This window comes from Bacillus sp. FSL W8-0640 (genome assembly GCF_038007725.1).
Classification (GTDB): Bacteria; Bacillota; Bacilli; order Bacillales; family Bacillaceae_G; genus Bacillus_A; species Bacillus_A cereus.
This window is the reverse complement of the sequence record NZ_JBBOXT010000001.1, coordinates 4,702,501-4,718,482: the sequence shown is the minus strand read 5'-3', so window position 1 is coordinate 4,718,482 and position 15,982 is coordinate 4,702,501. Positions and strand designations below refer to the sequence as shown.

The window sequence follows — 15,982 nt, the reverse complement described above, 5'->3', positions numbered from 1 at the left end:
CGGTTCCACCCTAGTTGATACACAAAAGGTGCATCCACTTTATCATGTATTGCTCGAGACTGCCGTTTCCTTGCGTCTTCAGGCTTTCACTATCCCTGAATCGCTTTTTATGCAAGTACTTATAAGTCCGTCATCGCTACTTATATTAATAATAATGAACATATTCTAACACGTTCTTTTTTAAATCTCAATAGAGGAACGCGTCTATCTATGATAGAGTCTCGCCTATTTTTTCATTATTTATTCCGTAATTTTGCTTAATATGCTTAATTGCTTCACGCTTACTTAATGGAGCGAGCTCATTGTTTTGCATGTATTCCCAAACTACATCCTGATTTGTTTTTGCATATTCACGAAGGACCCAGCCAATTGCTTTTTGAATGAAAAATTCTTTTGAAGAATGTAGTTGTCCAATAATCCAGAAAAGAAGTTCTTCATCCATCTTTTGTTTATATTTGAGTTGGAATAAAATAGTGGCACGTTGTAACCAAATGTTATCTGATGCAATCCATTTTGGGATATAGGCAGAAATCAATTCTGGATGTTGTAAAAAGATATTACCTAAAAATGTAGGTACGATGCTATCGACAGTGTCCCACCAAGATTTTGTTACAATCAATTCTTCTAAGAAGGGGATATGTGTTTCGTTTATATGCTTTTTATATTTTTGCATAATATCAAGTGCAGCCGCTTGGAATTCACGTTCTGGTAAGTCCCAAAGTTCACGTACGATAATTTGGAAGTCTCTTTTATCTGGGAGAGTATGTATTTGAATGATGTCTTTTAATAATTGGCGTCTTTCCGGTGTTTGAATACCTAGAAATGGGAAGTGATTTTTCATATAACGAGCCATGGGTTCTGCTTTTTCAAGATTTTGATGAGCTGTAAAATGCTCTTGTAATGCTTTTACAAATGGATGCATACGTGTTTCTCCTCTCTTATTCTCTTTCTTCTCTTATTATACAAAGAGTTTGGATAAATTTTAAAACATAACTTGCAATGTAATGAAATATGTTGAAAGTAGAGAGGAGAGGATAAGATGGAGGATCAAGGCGTACTAGCAGGTTTCTTTGCTCTTAGTTTTGCGTTTATTCTTGTTATATTGATTTGGGCAATTATTTCATATTTGTTAACGGCTTTTGCACTTTATTCGATGGCGAAAAATGATGGTGCAACGGACGGGGTGCTTGCGTTTATTCCGTTTTTGAATAGTAAGACGTGGGGGGACTTAGCGAAAGATAAATTACCAGATTTTTTGAAAGAAGAAGCAGGGTGGAAAGTATTCGGCATATATGTTGCATGTTTCATTTTTAATTTCGTACCAATTATAAGTTTACTAGCAACAGCTGTATCGATTGTATTGTCCATTTATCTTATCTACGCTATTTTAGACAGATACGGAACGAACTCTATATTATTTACGATTATTCATGTAATCACATTTTCGGTGTTCTTACCGATTCACTTATTTATTATTCGAAATGAACCGGTGAGATATAAAGGGTAGATTTTTCATTTTTGTTGATAAGTAGCTATAAGTAAAAAAGCGCCCTGATTATCAGAGCGCTTTTTCTACTACATAAGGTAGCGTAAATAAATATAAATGTGAGAAATGATTAATGAAACGATCATAATTGGGAAACCGACTTTTAGGAAGTCCATGTAACTAAATTTATGTCCTTCGCGGCTCGCGATACCTGCAACGATTACGTTAGCAGAAGCTCCGATTAATGTTCCGTTTCCGCCCAGACAAGCACCTAGTGCTAATGCCCACCATAATACATCGATTTGTGCGTCAGATGGTGATAAGCCTAGCCCAACTGCCATATCGTTAATAAGTGGAATCATTGTTGCGACGAATGGGATGTTATCAATTGTTGCAGAGGCGATACCAGATACCCATAAAATAAGGATGGATGCGTAAGAAATATCTCCGCCTGTTATACCAATTACTTTTTGAGCTAACATTTTGATAAGACCGATATCGATAAGTCCTCCAACAAGTACGAATAACCCTGCGAAGAAGAAGATTGTTACCCACTCTACGCTTGCAAATACTTCTTCAATTTCATGCTCTTTCACACCAATTAACATAAGTACAGTAGCACCAGTTAAGGCGATAATAGCGGCATCGATATGGAAAATAGAATGAGTCATGAAACCTACAATCGTAAGTCCAAGTACCGTTAAAGATTTTTTCATTAATACTGGGTCTTTAATGTATTGTTTTTCATCTAAGCTCATTAATTTTTTAACTTGTACAGGATCGGCAATTAATTGTTTGCGATACATGAAGTAAAGTATTATCGCTGTAACTGCAATAATAATAATTACAATTGGTGCTAGATTCAATAGGAAAGCATTGAAGTCTAAATGCTTATTTGCAGAACCAATCATAATGTTAGGTGGATCACCAATTAATGTTGCTGTTCCTCCAATGTTTGAAAAAATAATTTCAGAAAGTAAATAAGGAACAGGATTTACTTGCAGTATGCGCGTAATAGATAAAGTAACTGGAACAACAAGAAGTACAGTTGTAACGTTATCTAAAAATGCGGAGCCAAGCGCGGTAAGTAAGGAAAGTGAAATTAAAATTTTAATTGGATTTCCTTGCGCTCCTTTTGCCGCTTTAATGGCAACGTATTGGAAGACACCTGATTTACTCGTAATGTTCACCAAAATCATCATACCGATGAGTAGCGTAATCGTTCCCCATTCAATATGTTTCGTAAAGGCGTTATGTAAATCGACGACCCCCACAATTACCATGAGTGCCGCACCAAGAAGTGCGATGACAGCGCGATTAATTTTTTCAGAAATAATAATGGCATATGTAATTAAAAAGACTGCGATAGCAAAATAATACTGCCAGTTAGCGAGTTCTTGCGTTGTTTCGTGCAAAAATCTCATCTCCTTTCATTCACTTTTTCTTAGTGTGTCAAAAATGCTCTAGAAGAAACACACATAACGTCATTATAAAGTAGGAAAATGGCGGATGTAAATGAAAGGAGAGATTTTGTCATATTTTCTGCATAGGTCATTTTTTCTTATTTTTTAAAATATTTGTGGGCATTTGACATATATATAAGATACATCCAATCTGAATATTTAAAATGGAATTAGCATTCGAGCTTGTTCGTGTAGGAGTGTCAAATAGAAAGGAATGACAAAAATGATAAGGAAGGGATCGTATGGATGAACAACGATTTTTATTTTTAGACTTTGAGTTTACGATGCCCCAGCATAGAAAGAAACCGAAAGGATTTTTTCCAGAGATTATTGAGGTAGGACTCGTTTCAGTTGCTGGCTGTAAGGTAGAAGATACGTATTCATCACATGTTAGGCCGAAAACATTTCCCTCTTTAACGGATCGATGTAAGAAGTTTTTAGGAATAAAACAAGAAGTCGTGGATAAAGGGATTTCATTTCCTGAACTCGTTAAGAAGCTTTCAGAATACGAAACGAAATGTAAACCGACAATTGTAACGTGGGGAAATATGGATATGAAAGTGCTGAAGCATAATTGTGAAATGGCAGGGATAGCTTTTCCATTCTTCGGACAGTGTCGTGATTTATCGCTTGAGTATAAGAAGTTTTTTGGAGAAAGAAATCAAACAGGATTATGGAAAGCAATTGAGGCGTATGGAAAAGTAGGGACAGGGAAGCATCATTGTGCGCTTGATGATGCAATGACGACGTACAACATTTTTAAACTAGTAGAAAAAGATAAAGAGTATTTAGTAAAACCAGCACCTCCAACATTAGGAGAACTTGTTGATTTTTCAAAAGTGTTAAAGAAAGTGAGCACACAGTAACGACCAAATTGCACATTATGTAATTTGGTCGTTTTGTTTTTTAGAGTTTGTAGTCTTTCTTTAACTGTTCTAATGTTTCTAGACTACGCTCTGCAAAAGGTGAATCATCTTCAGAAAATGAATTCATTTGAGTTTCTAATGCTAATTTTAGTGAATCTGTATAATCCGGAATTTCTCCTTCATATTTCTTCACCATTTGTTCTGGAATGTTCGTTTGCTCACGAAAAGCTAAAGCACGTCTTTCGTGGAAAAATGGTACGTCAGCTTGTTTTACGTTATGTAAGTCACCTTGCACCGGATGTTTTAAAACAGCTAATACTTTTACGACGTAACTGCCAGGGCGGCTATTTGTAACCTCGCCAATGTATTTTCCTGTTTTATAAATACCAGTAACGATTTCACCAATTTCAAATGTTTCTCTCATATTTTTCACCTCAAGTTTATAGTAAGGAAAGTGAGGGAAGGAGTCAAAGAAATCCTTCGTTTTCAGAACGCCCCTTGAGAATATGGGTAGGTTGCACTATAATTTAAAATGATATAACAGAAAATTCTGATGTTTTATAAATCCTATAATAAGGAGTGTTCTATATGATGCCTTTATATTTTCCGGAAGATAAAACAGAATATATTATTCCAGGGATTGTTTGCGTTCTATTTATTATCGGTGCTATTGCCACGTGGCGCATGTTTATTCGTATATCAAAAAGAGAAGCAGACCGATTACAGAAAGTTGAAGAAAAACTATTAGCTGAAAAGAAACAGTAACTCATTTTTGTATGTTTCCTTCTATGCTCGGACAATCTAAGGGCAGAATATATTTTGGAGGGAATAAAATGAAAAAACGGCTTTTTTTCAGTTGTTGTTTACTATTTCTGATGGCAGGTTGTGACCAAGGAAAGCCGAAAGAAATTGACGTGAAATTACATAATGCTTCAGGTGATGAAGTGGGGACTGCGAAAGTAACTCAGCAAACAAGCGGAGTGAAAATTAAGATTAAAGGGGAAGGTTTCACGCCAGGCCCGCACGGCATACATGTGCACGAAATTGGTGAGTGTAAAGCACCACGATTTGAATCATCTGGGAATCATTTTAATCCTGATAATAAAAAGCATGGACTCCTTAATCCGAAGGGTGCAGAAAACGGTGATTTACCGAACGTAGTTGCAGATGGTTCTGGAAAGATTAAAGCAGAAATCGATGCACCTCACATTACACTTGAAGAAGGGAAAACGACGATTCATAGAAAAGATGGAGCGTCTATTATTATTACAGAAACCCCTGATGATGGTATGACACAACCGACAGGTAAATCAGGGGATCGAATTGCTTGTGGCGTAATTGTAAAAAAAGCATCGGATATGAAGAAAAAGTAAAAGCTACCGTGAATGGTAGCTTTCTTTGTGAAATGTAATTGAAAATATATCAGCGATTATTGGAATATATCGACTGTAACTCAAATTATATCGGCGATTATTGGAATATATCGACCGTAACTTGAAATATATCAGCGATTATTGAAATATATCGACTTACCGACAAAATATGACAAAGGAGTCTGCCCCAAGAATGATTAGGGGCAGACTCCTTTCTTATTATGAAAACGTATGATGCAGTCTGTTTAAAATTTCTTCTAAAACAGATCGTGGACAGCCGATGTTAATTCGAATATGTTCTTCGCCACCTAACCCGTATTTCTCACCAGGTTCAACGATGATTTTTCCTTTTTCCTCAAGTAGTGCGGTACGCTCGTTTTGAGAAAGCTTTAGACGAGAACAATCAATCCATAATAAAAAGCTACCTTCTGGCTTCGTTACGGAAAGAGCAGGTATGTGAGTTTTAATATATTCATAAGCAAATTGAGCATTATCTTCTATATATAATCGAATTTCGTTTAGCCAATCATTACATTCTGTATAGGCACTTTGCATCGCTGTATAAGCGAAGATATTTAACCCGTGGAAGCCCTGTCTATACTGGATAGCAGTAAAGGCGTGACGGAGTTTTTGGTTTGGAATGATAATGATCGACGCTTGTAATCCAGCGATATTAAATGTTTTACTTGGAGCCATACAAGTAATCGTGCGAGCTGCTAATTCTTCAGATAAAGAAGCGAACGGTGTATGTGTATGGTCTGCATAAATGATATCGGAATGAATTTCATCCGCCACAACGATTACGTCATATTTAGTACATAACGATCCGAGCTGCACAAGTTCCTTTTTCGTCCAAACGCGTCCGATTGGGTTATGAGGGCTACAAAGAAGCATGAGTTTGATGCCTTGCTGAAACTGCTTTTCTAAATGCTTGAAGTCTATCACATATGTATCATTTTGTTTCTGTAATGGACTCACGCATAACTGCCTGTTGTTTGTTGTGACCATTTCGAAAAATGGAGGATAAATAGGTGGTTGTACGAGAACAGATTCGTTTTCTTTGGTGAAAGCCTGTATGCTCGTACTAAGAGCTGGAACGATTCCGGCGCTAAAGACAATCCATTCTTTTTGAATATCCCAGTTGTATTGTTGTTTTGTCCAGTTACAAATAATATCTCCAATATTTTCGGGAGGAAGTGTATAGCCAAAAATCGGATGTTCGATTCGTTGTTTTAAGGCAGTTTGAATTGGTTTTGGTACTTCAAAATCCATATCAGCAATCCAAGCATGGATAAGTTCTTCGTTTTTATATGTATCCCATTTTATACTATGCGTTCCACGTCGATTGATTGCTTTATGAAATAGTTGCATAAGTTTGCTCCCTTCTTCTGTAAAACCAATAAGTTATGAAAGTTCTCTCTCTTCTTATAGAATAGCTGATGTGATAGGATAAAGAAAAGTATTAAAAAGTGAAAAGGCGGGAAGCGAATGGGTACATATGAAAAGATGATAGAGGTTGTGAAGAATTGGGATCCGTTTCAAATGGGACCGGAGTTTTATGAAACAGAAGCGAGCGATGTTGTGAGCGTCATAAGTGTGTTTGACGATCCAAAATACATCGCAAAGAAGATTCAACATATATACTTTATGTCTTTTGAGGAAGTACCTGCGCTTGAAAAATGTGAGAAATTAGCTGTGGAATTACTTGTAATAAAAGAAGGCGGAAGCTGTTCATTATAGGCTGTCGGGATTTCCGACAGCCTTTTTTATATTATCCCGCTATTTGCTGGGTAGTAAGACCCTCACCTCAAAATTCAGCGGAAGCAAAGAAGTTAGGTGGGGGCTGATTAAAGCTTCATTTTATTGCGCGGAAAAAGCGATAATCTCTTCATAAACATGTTCAGGCTTTTCTTCAGGTAGTAAATGTCCTGTATTTTCGTAAGAAATAAATTTTGAATTCGGTAAATCTTTGTGTAGACGATGACCTACATGTACAGGGACGACGCGGTCTTTTTCACCCCAAATGAGTAGGATAGGTGTTTCGATTTTTTGTAATTCAGTTGAAGATAAGTCACCTTCACGGTCTCGTATCATGCGAGTTAAAGCGGGAAATATACGGTCGTCATAAAAAGGAGCGGAGTAACCTTTTTTCATTTCATCGTCAATTAATGAGTGATCATGAACGACATTCATTAAGTTATGAACAATGCCGCGCCTTATAATCCAGTTCTTTACGTATAAATGAAAGAACGGTAAATAAGAAGAGTATAGTAAAGGTAAGGTTGCGCGAGCTAAATAGCTCGAGCTACATAGTAAAATCGTCTTTGAAATGAGTTCAGGACGTATACGGTTTACATAGAGAGAAATTTGCCCACCCATAGAATGCCCAACTAATACAATGTTTGAGAGAGATAAATGTTCAATTAAATCAATAATAATCGTTGCTAAATTGTGATAAGAATACTTAAACAGATGAGACTTATCACTTTTTCCGAACGGTGGCAAATCAAGAGCAATGACTGTTCCTTCCTTCGATAGTAAAGGAATTAGACGGCGGTAACTGAATGAGGAAGATAAAAAGCCGTGAACGAGTATGAAAGTAGGACGTTCTGTTTTATTATCATGTTCATACAATTCGTAATGAACAGTAGTGCCGCGAGTGGAAAAAGTGAAATAAGGACAAGTATATTTATGATTCATTTTTTGTCACTCCATTGATTTTTGTTCATATCATCTCCAAGGAAGAAGAAAATATGTTAACAAAAAAAGGCAAGATGACGATGTCATCTTGCCTTTCGTTTATTCAGTATTACCCGCGAACAATATTAGGCGGTGTTTTTCCTTGTAACCCTGCAACTAAATTTTCAGCGGCGGTCATGGCCATTTGCTGACGAGTTTTTAATGTTGCAGATCCGATATGTGGTAAAGTCACAACATTTTGTAATGATAAGAGTGGATTATCTTTTTGAATCGGCTCTTGTGTAAATGTATCGATACCTGCTGCAAAGATTTTCTTTTCTGTTAAAGCATGGATTAACGCTTTTTCATCTACTGTTTTGCCGCGAGAAGCATTAATGAAGATTGCTGTGTCTTTCATTAATGAAAATTCCTTTTCTCCGATAAGGTGATATGTTTCATCTGTTAATGGAGTAAGAAGAACAATAAAGTCAGACTGCTTCAGTAGCGTCTGTAAATCACAATATGTAGCATCGAATTTTTGTTCAGCTTCTTCTTTACGACGGCGGTTATAGTAAAGAACATTCATATCAAATCCGAATTTTGCTCGTTTTGCAACGGCTTCTCCAATTCGGCCCATACCGATAATACCAATTGTGCTATGGTGTACATCTAGTCCGAAGTGTTCTTTTCCGATTTCAGCGTTCCATTCACCATTTTTCACGTAAGAATCGAGTTCGCAAACGCGGCGCCCAGCTGATAACATAAGGGCGAAAACGAGATCAGCTACTGTATCATCTAATACGTATGGTGTATTCGTTCCGATAACATTTCGGTTTTTCATCGCTTGTAAATCAAAATTATCGTAACCAACAGAAATGTTGCTCACTACTTTTAAGTTAGGAGCTACTGTCAGTAATTCTTCATTAATAGCAGATCCGAAATTTAATAACCCATCTTTATCTTGTATTTTCTCTAATAGAACATCACGAGGTACTTTCTCATTTTGATCCCATTTTTCATAATCACAGTGTTCTGATAAATAGTTTTCTACAAATGTTGGAACTGGTTCAGCAATATAAACTTTTGGTTTCACGGTTCCATCCCCTTTCGCTTTATCCCGCATTTTTCCGCTGATTAAAGTTTCACTTTATTTTGACATAATTCAATAGAAAAATCTTCTTTTCAAACTTGAAAGGGTATTTGTATAATTTAGACACAAACGAAAAGGAAGGATGATTTATATGGTGACAGAAAAAGAATTAGAATTATTAGCTTGTCTTGAAAAGAGTAGTCGATTATCTGTAGATACATTAGCGAAGCTGTTAAATATAGAAGTAGAAGAAGTAAAGAAGATGGTTGCGAGATTAGAAAATGAAAAGATTATTGTGGATTATGTAACACATATCGATTGGACGAAAGTGAAAGAACATACAGGTTTAACGGCAATGATCGATGTGAAAGTTACGCCAAAGCACGGCGTTGGATTTGATGCGGTTGCTGAGCAAATTTATCGTTATTCAGAAGTGAAATCCGTTTATTTAATGTCAGGGACATATGATCTTTCTATTACATTAGAAGGGAAAACGATGGGGGAAGTAGCGATGTTTGTTTCTGAGAAATTAGCAACAATTGAATCTGTCGTTTCTACAACTACTCATTTCATTTTGAAGAAGTATAAACATGAGGGTGTTATTTATGAAAAAGACGATGATGATAAGCGAATTGTGGTGACACCATGAAGCAATTTGAACTATCTAGATCAGCAGAATCTTTAAAACCATCTGGTATTCGAAAATTTTTTGATTTAGCAGCAAATATGAAAGGTGTTATTTCCCTCGGGGTAGGAGAGCCAGATTTTGTTACCCCTTGGAATGTAAGGAAAGCATGTATTCGTTCTTTGGAACAAGGGTATACGTCATATACAGCAAATGCAGGATTATTAGAGCTCCGTCAAGAAATAGCAAAGTATCTAAAAAAACAATTTGCAGTATCTTATGACCCAAGTGATGAAATCATTGTTACAGTTGGAGCGAGCCAGGCGTTAGATGTAGCGATGCGCGCCATTATAAATCCTGATGATGAAGTGCTCATTATTGAACCAAGCTTCGTTTCTTATGCACCACTTGTGACATTAGCTGGAGGAGTTCCAGTTCCTGTGGCGACTACTTTAGAAAATGAGTTTAAAGTACTACCAGAACAAATTGAAGCAGCTATTACAGCGAAAACAAAGGCGATTTTGCTTTGTTCACCAAATAACCCGACAGGTGCAATGCTAAATAAATCCGAGCTTGAAGAAATAGCAGTGATTGTTGAGAAGTACAATCTAATTGTATTATCTGATGAAATTTATGCAGAGCTTGTATACGACGAAGTATATACAAGTTTCGCGAGTATTAAAAATATGCGTGAACATACGATTTTAATTTCGGGATTTTCAAAAGGGTTTGCGATGACAGGATGGCGTCTCGGTATGATTGCAGCTCCTGTTCAATTTTCAGAATTAATGCTCAAAATCCATCAGTATTCAATGATGTGTGCACCGACGATGTCTCAGTTTGCAGCACTTGAGGCGTTACGGGCAGGGAACGATGAAGTGATTCGAATGAGAGATAGTTATAAGAAGCGTCGTAACTTCATGACGAAATCTTTCAATGAAATGGGTTTAACGTGTCATGTGCCAGGCGGAGCATTTTATGTTTTCCCTTCTATATCTTCAACAGGATTATCTTCAGCGGAATTTGCAGAACAGTTATTGCTGGAAGAAAAAGTGGCTGTTGTCCCTGGTAGCGTATTTGGCGAAAGTGGTGAAGGTTTTATTCGTTGTTCTTATGCAACATCGCTTGAACAACTTATGGAAGCAATGAAGAGAATGGAACGGTTTGTAGAGAATAAAAAAAGGACAAAACGTAATACGTTTTGTCCATAAAAGGGGGGGAATACTAGAAAGCCATGTGTTAGTATTCTATCCCAATATTGGATAATTATACTTCTTTAAGGGAAATTTTTCATGAATTTTGAATGAGTTCTGTCATAGTGGTATAATTTACTAATATAAGGTATACGCATTCTAGATAACGTTATCTAGAATGCGTACTAACCAATCGGATATTTAAAATAAATATATCTGCTTTGCTCTCTATAATTGTAGAGAGAATGGTAAACGTATGGGAGTGTTTCATATGTCAGAACAATATACAACAGGAGTGGTTGTAACAGGGAAAGTGACTGGAATTCAAGATTACGGTGCGTTTGTAGCGTTAGATGCAGAAACACAAGGGCTTGTGCATATATCTGAAATTACAAATGGATATGTAAAGGATATTCATGACTTTTTAAAGGTCGGCGATACAGTAGAAGTAAAGGTACTTTCAATTGATGAAGAGCACAGAAAAATGAGTTTATCGTTAAAAGCGGCGAAAAGAAAACAAGGAAGGATTCTTATACCGAACCCATCTGAAAACGGATTTAATACGCTGCGAGAAAAGTTGGCAGAATGGATTGAAGAGTCCGAGTTAACAAAGTAAAAGAGGAACGCATATGAGCGTTCCTCTTTTACTTTATCTTATGATATATATTTGCAAATATGATTGCATGCAATCATATTCGTATGTCGGAGGTGAAAGGACATACTGATTATCGAATTTCGTTTGTTTCTGGGTGCGTACCAAGATTTTCAGATGGTTTAAACAGTAAACCAAGGTTGATAAGCCCAGATATACCAACGATGCCGTAAATAATACGTGCAAGAGCTGAATTTTGTCCACCGAAAATGGCTGCTACTAAGTCAAACTGGAAAAACCCGATTAGTCCCCAGTTCACAGCGCCAATTACAGTAAAGACTAATGCGATACGTTGTAAAGTACTCATGAAAAAGCCCCCCTTAATTGTGAAGCATGAGCAAGCGATGAGTTAATTAACTCTTTTATAGAATGGGGTAGTTATGTTGTTTTTATACATAAAAAATGTTTGAAAGAAGATGTATATACATCTATACCGAAAAACGCGAATTTTTATGCAAAAAATGAACTTTTTCTAAAAAATATATATTGGTTACGTTTACAATGTTTGAATCGCTTGATTTACAACTTCAGTTTCGCTAAAGTGAATACAGAAATACATATCCATAATTGGAGGGAAAAAGATGAGTACACATGTAACGTTCGACTATTCTAAAGCGTTATCCTTCATCGGTGAACATGAAATCACTTATTTACGTGATGCAGTGAAAGTAACACATCACGCAATCCACGAAAAAACTGGAGCTGGGAACGATTTCCTTGGGTGGGTAGACCTTCCGCTTCAATATGACAAAGAAGAATTTGCTCGCATTCAAAAATGCGCAGAAAAAATTAAAAATGACTCTGACATTTTACTTGTTGTAGGTATCGGTGGTTCTTACTTAGGAGCACGTGCAGCAATCGAAATGTTAAACCATTCTTTCTACAACACGCTTTCTAAAGAACAACGTAAAACTCCACAAGTGCTATTTGTTGGACAAAACATTAGCTCCACTTACATGAAAGATTTAATGGACGTATTAGAAGGTAAAGACTTCTCTATTAACGTTATTTCCAAATCAGGTACAACAACAGAGCCAGCACTAGCATTCCGTATCTTCCGTAAGTTATTAGAAGAAAAGTATGGAAAAGAAGAAGCTCGCAAACGTATTTATGCAACTACAGATAAAGCGCGTGGTGCATTAAAAACATTAGCTGATAACGAAGGTTACGAAACATTTGTTATTCCAGATGATGTTGGAGGTCGTTTCTCTGTATTAACGCCAGTTGGTTTATTACCAATCGCAGTAAGTGGCTTAAATATTGAAGAGATGATGAAAGGTGCAGCTGCTGGTCGTGATGACTTCGGAACATCAGAACTAGAAGAAAATCCAGCTTACCAATATGCAGTAGTTCGTAACGCTTTATACAATAAAGGAAAAACAATTGAAATGCTTGTTAACTATGAACCAGCACTTCAATACTTCGCTGAGTGGTGGAAACAGTTATTTGGTGAAAGTGAAGGAAAAGATCAAAAAGGTATTTTCCCATCTTCAGCAAACTTCTCAACTGATTTACACTCATTAGGTCAATACGTTCAAGAAGGTCGTCGTGACTTATTTGAAACAGTTCTTAAAGTAGGTAAATCTACACATGAACTAACAATCGAATCAGAAGAAAACGATTTAGACGGATTAAACTACCTTGCTGGTGAAACCGTAGACTTCGTAAACACAAAAGCATACGAAGGTACATTACTTGCACATAGCGACGGGGGAGTACCAAACTTAATCGTCAATATTCCTGAATTAAATGAGTACACATTCGGTTACCTTGTATACTTCTTCGAAAAAGCATGTGCGATGAGCGGCTACTTATTAGGCGTGAATCCATTTGACCAACCTGGAGTAGAAGCATATAAGAAAAACATGTTTGCTTTACTTGGTAAACCAGGATTTGAAGAATTAAAAGCAGAATTAGAAGAGCGTTTAAAATAATAAAAAGCGACCGGAATCCGGTCGCTTTTTATTATTTTATCGAAAAGTCCATCAGTATATTCAAACTAAAGTGGGTATGCTAAAGGAAAAGTCTAGGAGGGATGGGCTTGATTCCGATTCAATCAAATTTAGAAGGACGTACATATGCGTTATATAAGTTAGAAGAGATTATGAAACCACTTGGATATAGCATTGGTGGTAATTGGGATTATGATAAAGGATGCTTCGATTACAAAATCGATGAAGAAGATGGGTATCAATTTTTACGAGTTCCATTTACAGCCATTGATGGAGAACTAGATGTACCAGGCGTAATAGTTCGTCTTGGAACGCCGTATATTCTTTCGCACGTATATCAAGACGAACTAGATGATAATGTGAATACTTTAACAGCTGGAACAAGTGGAATGGATCAATTTGCTGAGCCGAAAGATCCAGATGGAGATGTGAAAAGAAAACATATCAATATTGGGAAAGTGCTCATGCAAGAATTAGAGCGTCATTTTACTAATGGTGAATAACAATGAGTATGTCGCTTTCAATGAGAACAAAGGAATGAACTGGATTAATCATATATTGTTCGTCGCGCTTTATACCTAGTAAGAGAATGTTTTGCTTTAAAAGAGTATAGCTACAATTGGCAAAAGTTTGTCCGGTGCAGGACGATGGAAGCTCCATCAGTTGTAATTTATTATCAGAGATTTCGTCGTAAAGTGAAAATAGTACACCTGAAATGGAAGGGAATAAAAGAGAAGCGGTAAATACATAGCTCGTTAATTTATTTCCTTCTATAATTTCTGACACGCCAGCTCTCGTTGCATTTTGTATTTGTTCAGAAGTAAGAAGTTCAGCGATGCAGTGAATGTTTGGGTTGAGCCCTTTTGCAGTTAAAATATTTAAAATGGACTGTGTATCCGCTAAGCTTTCGTTTTTTTCTTTATCAGCTGTTATTAATATGGTGTGTGCCGTTGCAATATTAGCCTTTAATAAAGTTTGATCGTGATGCGGACAACCTTTTATAAATTCTAAATGATGAAATGGTTTTGGGAGTAAAGAAAGTGTTTCATCAATTAAAACGATATCAAGGTTTGGTTGTAATACGTGCATTTGCTTTACAACATGTTTTGCGCGCTCATTCCAGCCAACGATAATCATATGACCGTTAGAAGTAGCGGCTTCTTCACCTTTAATTTTCATATATTGTTTATTAATCATTTCAGTAGCAAACAGCACCATATAATAAGAACAAAAGCCAGTTCCTAATAAAATAATACTTATACCTATTAGTTTTCCTATCGTCGTATGGGGAGCAAAGTCGCCATATCCAACTGTAAAAATGGTAACGATTGACCACCAAATTCCGTCAAACCATGTAGTGAAATGAAAAGGTTCTAATCTATGTATAAGAAAACCGGAAAAAGCAGTCAGTACAATAATAAAACAAATTAAACGAAAAATAATGGAATCACGAAATGTATCTACTAAATTCGGACGGGATTTCAATTGCCTATTCCTCCTTACTTTGTAGGACTACATTCATTGTTGCCATTATAGAAAAAAGAAAAACTCTCTAATTAAAGAGAGTTTGTTTTACGTTACATACTTTCCACTTCAGTTTGTTGGACACTTTCAAGATGCTGGAGAGCATAGTAAACATCAGCGGTATGTCTTTTTTGATCAATGGACAGTTTAAGATGTAAATAGTGAGAACCGTTTTCTAATGTTTTAAGCTTCATATTCTTAACTTTTATATCCATTTCTTTTATTTCTTCAATTACGATTGGGATATTGTCCATATTTCGTACAACAAGTTTCACAGCGATATCACGTTGACGAAATGATCTAGGACCTACATATTTCATCGCGAGTGGTATAAGTTCAACACTAATCATAAGGAAACACATTCCGAATATCGCTTCAATATAGAATCCGGCCCCAACAGCAATACCAATACCAGAAGCACCCCAGATCATAGCGGCAGTCGTGAGCCCTGCAATGCTATCGTTGCCTCTTCTTAAAATTACGCCAGCACCTAAAAAACCAATTCCTGATACAATTTGAGCGGCAAGTCGAAGTGGATCCATATTCATATGATCGGTATGTGGTAAGTTATAAGCTGCTTTAATAGAAACAATCGTTAGGAGGCAACTAATAATAGAAATAACTAAACACGTTTTTAAACCAAGTGGTTTCCGTTTTAATTCGCGTTCTAAACCAATGGCAAATCCTAAAATAGCCGAGAGACCTAGTTTGATTAATAAATCGGTATAGTCCATATATATTCCTCCTTGTATGATATGCTATATGAATAAAACGCTTATTATAGAAAGAAACGTCTTTTGATAGAGTAACTTTATATAAAATATATGTAGGAATTGCTCATACATGAAAGAGATATTTCGTTTAAGTATATGATATAAAAAAAGAAATGTGGGCAGTTTTAAAAAAAGTTTATAAAAGGTGTTGCATTTCATTTTTCACCATGATATATTAATAACCGTCGCTGATGCGGAAACGCAGAAAACGACAAAAAAGAAATTGAAAAACTTAGTTGACATCGAAAAACGAAGATGTTAACATAAGGAAGTCGCAAATGAGCGACCAAGTAGTTCTTTGAAAAC

Annotated in this window: 19 protein-coding genes; 10 read left to right on the top strand and 9 right to left on the bottom strand. The window is 36.3% G+C overall.

Annotation, left to right across the window (positions count from 1 at the left end; genetic code table 11):
* Positions 1-208: 208 nt before the first annotated feature.
* Positions 209-922 carry a DNA alkylation repair protein gene (locus N2V80_RS24530; RefSeq protein WP_061655568.1) on the bottom strand — a complete coding sequence of 238 codons (714 nt, stop codon included), beginning with the start codon at positions 920-922 and terminating at the stop codon, positions 209-211.
* Positions 923-1,039: 117 nt separating this feature from the next.
* On the opposite strand from N2V80_RS24530, the gene N2V80_RS24525 reads away from it, so the two are divergent.
* A complete protein-coding gene (locus N2V80_RS24525; protein ID WP_061655569.1) occupies positions 1,040-1,507 on the top strand; it encodes a hypothetical protein in 468 nt (155 codons plus the stop codon).
* Positions 1,508-1,575: 68 nt separating this feature from the next.
* On the opposite strand, the gene N2V80_RS24520 is transcribed toward N2V80_RS24525, so the two are convergent.
* Entirely contained in the window at positions 1,576-2,901 is a 1,326-nt protein-coding gene (locus N2V80_RS24520; RefSeq protein WP_000545231.1) for an ArsB/NhaD family transporter, read from the bottom strand.
* Positions 2,902-3,191: 290 nt separating this feature from the next.
* On the opposite strand from N2V80_RS24520, the gene kapD reads away from it, so the two are divergent.
* Positions 3,192-3,815 carry a 3'-5' exonuclease KapD gene (gene kapD, locus N2V80_RS24515; RefSeq protein ID WP_000344358.1) on the top strand — a complete coding sequence of 208 codons (624 nt, stop codon included), beginning with the start codon at positions 3,192-3,194 and terminating at the stop codon, positions 3,813-3,815.
* A gap of 40 nt (positions 3,816-3,855) precedes the next feature.
* Here kapD and N2V80_RS24510 read toward each other — a convergent pair whose 3' ends face one another.
* Positions 3,856-4,239 (bottom strand): kinase-associated lipoprotein B, encoded by a 384-nt coding sequence (locus N2V80_RS24510; RefSeq protein ID WP_001209340.1) that lies wholly within the window; start codon positions 4,237-4,239, stop codon positions 3,856-3,858.
* 164 nt (positions 4,240-4,403) lie between these two features.
* Between N2V80_RS24510 and N2V80_RS24505 the strand changes: the two genes are divergently transcribed.
* Together N2V80_RS24505 and sodC are read left to right on the top strand one after the other, a co-directional pair.
* Positions 4,404-4,580, top strand: a complete 177-nt coding sequence (locus N2V80_RS24505; protein ID WP_000982755.1) for a hypothetical protein — start codon at positions 4,404-4,406, stop codon at positions 4,578-4,580.
* A gap of 68 nt (positions 4,581-4,648) precedes the next feature.
* A complete protein-coding gene (gene sodC / locus N2V80_RS24500) occupies positions 4,649-5,188 on the top strand; it encodes a superoxide dismutase [Cu-Zn] (protein ID WP_061655570.1) in 540 nt (179 codons plus the stop codon).
* A gap of 219 nt (positions 5,189-5,407) precedes the next feature.
* Here the strand turns inward: sodC and N2V80_RS24495 are convergent, their stop codons facing one another.
* Complete coding sequence (locus N2V80_RS24495; protein WP_061655571.1) at positions 5,408-6,559, bottom strand: MalY/PatB family protein; 1,152 nt, start codon at positions 6,557-6,559, stop codon at positions 5,408-5,410.
* Positions 6,560-6,676: 117 nt separating this feature from the next.
* On the opposite strand from N2V80_RS24495, the gene N2V80_RS24490 reads away from it, so the two are divergent.
* Positions 6,677-6,928: a YugE family protein gene (locus tag N2V80_RS24490; protein WP_000537645.1), complete on the top strand. Its 252-nt coding sequence runs from the start codon at positions 6,677-6,679 to the stop codon at positions 6,926-6,928.
* Positions 6,929-7,048: 120 nt separating this feature from the next.
* On the opposite strand, the gene N2V80_RS24485 is transcribed toward N2V80_RS24490, so the two are convergent.
* The gene (locus N2V80_RS24485; RefSeq protein ID WP_001015858.1) at positions 7,049-7,888 is read right to left on the bottom strand and encodes an alpha/beta fold hydrolase; all 840 of its coding nucleotides are present in this window, start codon (positions 7,886-7,888) and stop codon (positions 7,049-7,051) included.
* 109 nt (positions 7,889-7,997) lie between these two features.
* Positions 7,998-8,990, bottom strand: a complete 993-nt coding sequence (locus tag N2V80_RS24480) for a 2-hydroxyacid dehydrogenase (protein WP_061655572.1) — start codon at positions 8,988-8,990, stop codon at positions 7,998-8,000.
* Positions 8,991-9,108: 118 nt separating this feature from the next.
* Between N2V80_RS24480 and N2V80_RS24475 the strand changes: the two genes are divergently transcribed.
* The 3 genes from N2V80_RS24475 to yugI all read left to right on the top strand — a co-directional run bounded on the left by N2V80_RS24475 (position 9,109) and on the right by yugI (position 11,391).
* Positions 9,109-9,606, top strand: coding sequence for an Lrp/AsnC family transcriptional regulator (locus tag N2V80_RS24475; protein WP_000255696.1), 498 nt, complete (start codon positions 9,109-9,111; stop codon positions 9,604-9,606).
* Positions 9,603-10,793: an aminotransferase gene (locus N2V80_RS24470; protein ID WP_061655573.1), complete on the top strand. Its 1,191-nt coding sequence runs from the start codon at positions 9,603-9,605 to the stop codon at positions 10,791-10,793. Before N2V80_RS24475 ends, N2V80_RS24470 begins: the two co-directional genes overlap by 4 nt.
* 253 nt (positions 10,794-11,046) lie before the next feature.
* The gene (gene yugI / locus N2V80_RS24465) at positions 11,047-11,391 is read left to right on the top strand and encodes a S1 domain-containing post-transcriptional regulator GSP13 (protein WP_000003764.1); all 345 of its coding nucleotides are present in this window, start codon (positions 11,047-11,049) and stop codon (positions 11,389-11,391) included.
* A 109-nt stretch (positions 11,392-11,500) separates the two neighbouring features.
* On the opposite strand, the gene N2V80_RS24460 is transcribed toward yugI, so the two are convergent.
* A complete protein-coding gene (locus tag N2V80_RS24460; RefSeq protein ID WP_000105788.1) occupies positions 11,501-11,734 on the bottom strand; it encodes a DUF378 domain-containing protein in 234 nt (77 codons plus the stop codon).
* A gap of 274 nt (positions 11,735-12,008) precedes the next feature.
* On the opposite strand from N2V80_RS24460, the gene N2V80_RS24455 reads away from it, so the two are divergent.
* Together N2V80_RS24455 and N2V80_RS24450 are read left to right on the top strand one after the other, a co-directional pair.
* On the top strand, positions 12,009-13,361 hold the full coding sequence (locus N2V80_RS24455; protein WP_000103658.1) for a glucose-6-phosphate isomerase: 1,353 nt from the start codon (positions 12,009-12,011) through the stop codon (positions 13,359-13,361).
* 107 nt (positions 13,362-13,468) lie between these two features.
* Complete coding sequence (locus tag N2V80_RS24450) at positions 13,469-13,882, top strand: YugN-like family protein (protein WP_061655574.1); 414 nt, start codon at positions 13,469-13,471, stop codon at positions 13,880-13,882.
* Here the strand turns inward: N2V80_RS24450 and N2V80_RS24445 are convergent.
* On the bottom strand, positions 13,869-14,864 hold the full coding sequence (locus tag N2V80_RS24445; RefSeq protein WP_000842320.1) for a potassium channel family protein: 996 nt from the start codon (positions 14,862-14,864) through the stop codon (positions 13,869-13,871). The two genes, N2V80_RS24450 and N2V80_RS24445, sit on opposite strands and share 14 nt — an antisense overlap.
* A 92-nt stretch (positions 14,865-14,956) precedes the next feature.
* Complete coding sequence (locus tag N2V80_RS24440) at positions 14,957-15,637, bottom strand: MgtC/SapB family protein (RefSeq protein WP_000386676.1); 681 nt, start codon at positions 15,635-15,637, stop codon at positions 14,957-14,959.
* Positions 15,638-15,982 lie beyond the last annotated feature (345 nt).

What these genes read in the sequence shown, in the direction of transcription:
- N2V80_RS24530 (WP_061655568.1), bottom strand. Translation starts at nt 922, where the DNA reads ATGCATCCATTTGTAAAAGCATTACAAGAGCATTTTACAGCTCATCAA.
- N2V80_RS24525 (WP_061655569.1), top strand. Translation starts at nt 1,040, where the DNA reads ATGGAGGATCAAGGCGTACTAGCAGGTTTCTTTGCTCTTAGTTTTGCG.
- kapD (WP_000344358.1), top strand. Translation starts at nt 3,192, where the DNA reads ATGGATGAACAACGATTTTTATTTTTAGACTTTGAGTTTACGATGCCC.
- N2V80_RS24510 (WP_001209340.1), bottom strand. Translation starts at nt 4,239, where the DNA reads ATGAGAGAAACATTTGAAATTGGTGAAATCGTTACTGGTATTTATAAA.
- N2V80_RS24505 (WP_000982755.1), top strand. Translation starts at nt 4,404, where the DNA reads ATGATGCCTTTATATTTTCCGGAAGATAAAACAGAATATATTATTCCA.
- sodC (WP_061655570.1), top strand. Translation starts at nt 4,649, where the DNA reads ATGAAAAAACGGCTTTTTTTCAGTTGTTGTTTACTATTTCTGATGGCA.
- N2V80_RS24495 (WP_061655571.1), bottom strand. Translation starts at nt 6,559, where the DNA reads ATGCAACTATTTCATAAAGCAATCAATCGACGTGGAACGCATAGTATA.
- N2V80_RS24490 (WP_000537645.1), top strand. Translation starts at nt 6,677, where the DNA reads ATGGGTACATATGAAAAGATGATAGAGGTTGTGAAGAATTGGGATCCG.
- N2V80_RS24485 (WP_001015858.1), bottom strand. Translation starts at nt 7,888, where the DNA reads ATGAATCATAAATATACTTGTCCTTATTTCACTTTTTCCACTCGCGGC.
- N2V80_RS24480 (WP_061655572.1), bottom strand. Translation starts at nt 8,990, where the DNA reads ATGCGGGATAAAGCGAAAGGGGATGGAACCGTGAAACCAAAAGTTTAT.
- N2V80_RS24475 (WP_000255696.1), top strand. Translation starts at nt 9,109, where the DNA reads ATGGTGACAGAAAAAGAATTAGAATTATTAGCTTGTCTTGAAAAGAGT.
- N2V80_RS24470 (WP_061655573.1), top strand. Translation starts at nt 9,603, where the DNA reads ATGAAGCAATTTGAACTATCTAGATCAGCAGAATCTTTAAAACCATCT.
- yugI (WP_000003764.1), top strand. Translation starts at nt 11,047, where the DNA reads ATGTCAGAACAATATACAACAGGAGTGGTTGTAACAGGGAAAGTGACT.
- N2V80_RS24460 (WP_000105788.1), bottom strand. Translation starts at nt 11,734, where the DNA reads ATGAGTACTTTACAACGTATCGCATTAGTCTTTACTGTAATTGGCGCT.
- N2V80_RS24455 (WP_000103658.1), top strand. Translation starts at nt 12,009, where the DNA reads ATGAGTACACATGTAACGTTCGACTATTCTAAAGCGTTATCCTTCATC.
- N2V80_RS24440 (WP_000386676.1), bottom strand. Translation starts at nt 15,637, where the DNA reads ATGGACTATACCGATTTATTAATCAAACTAGGTCTCTCGGCTATTTTA.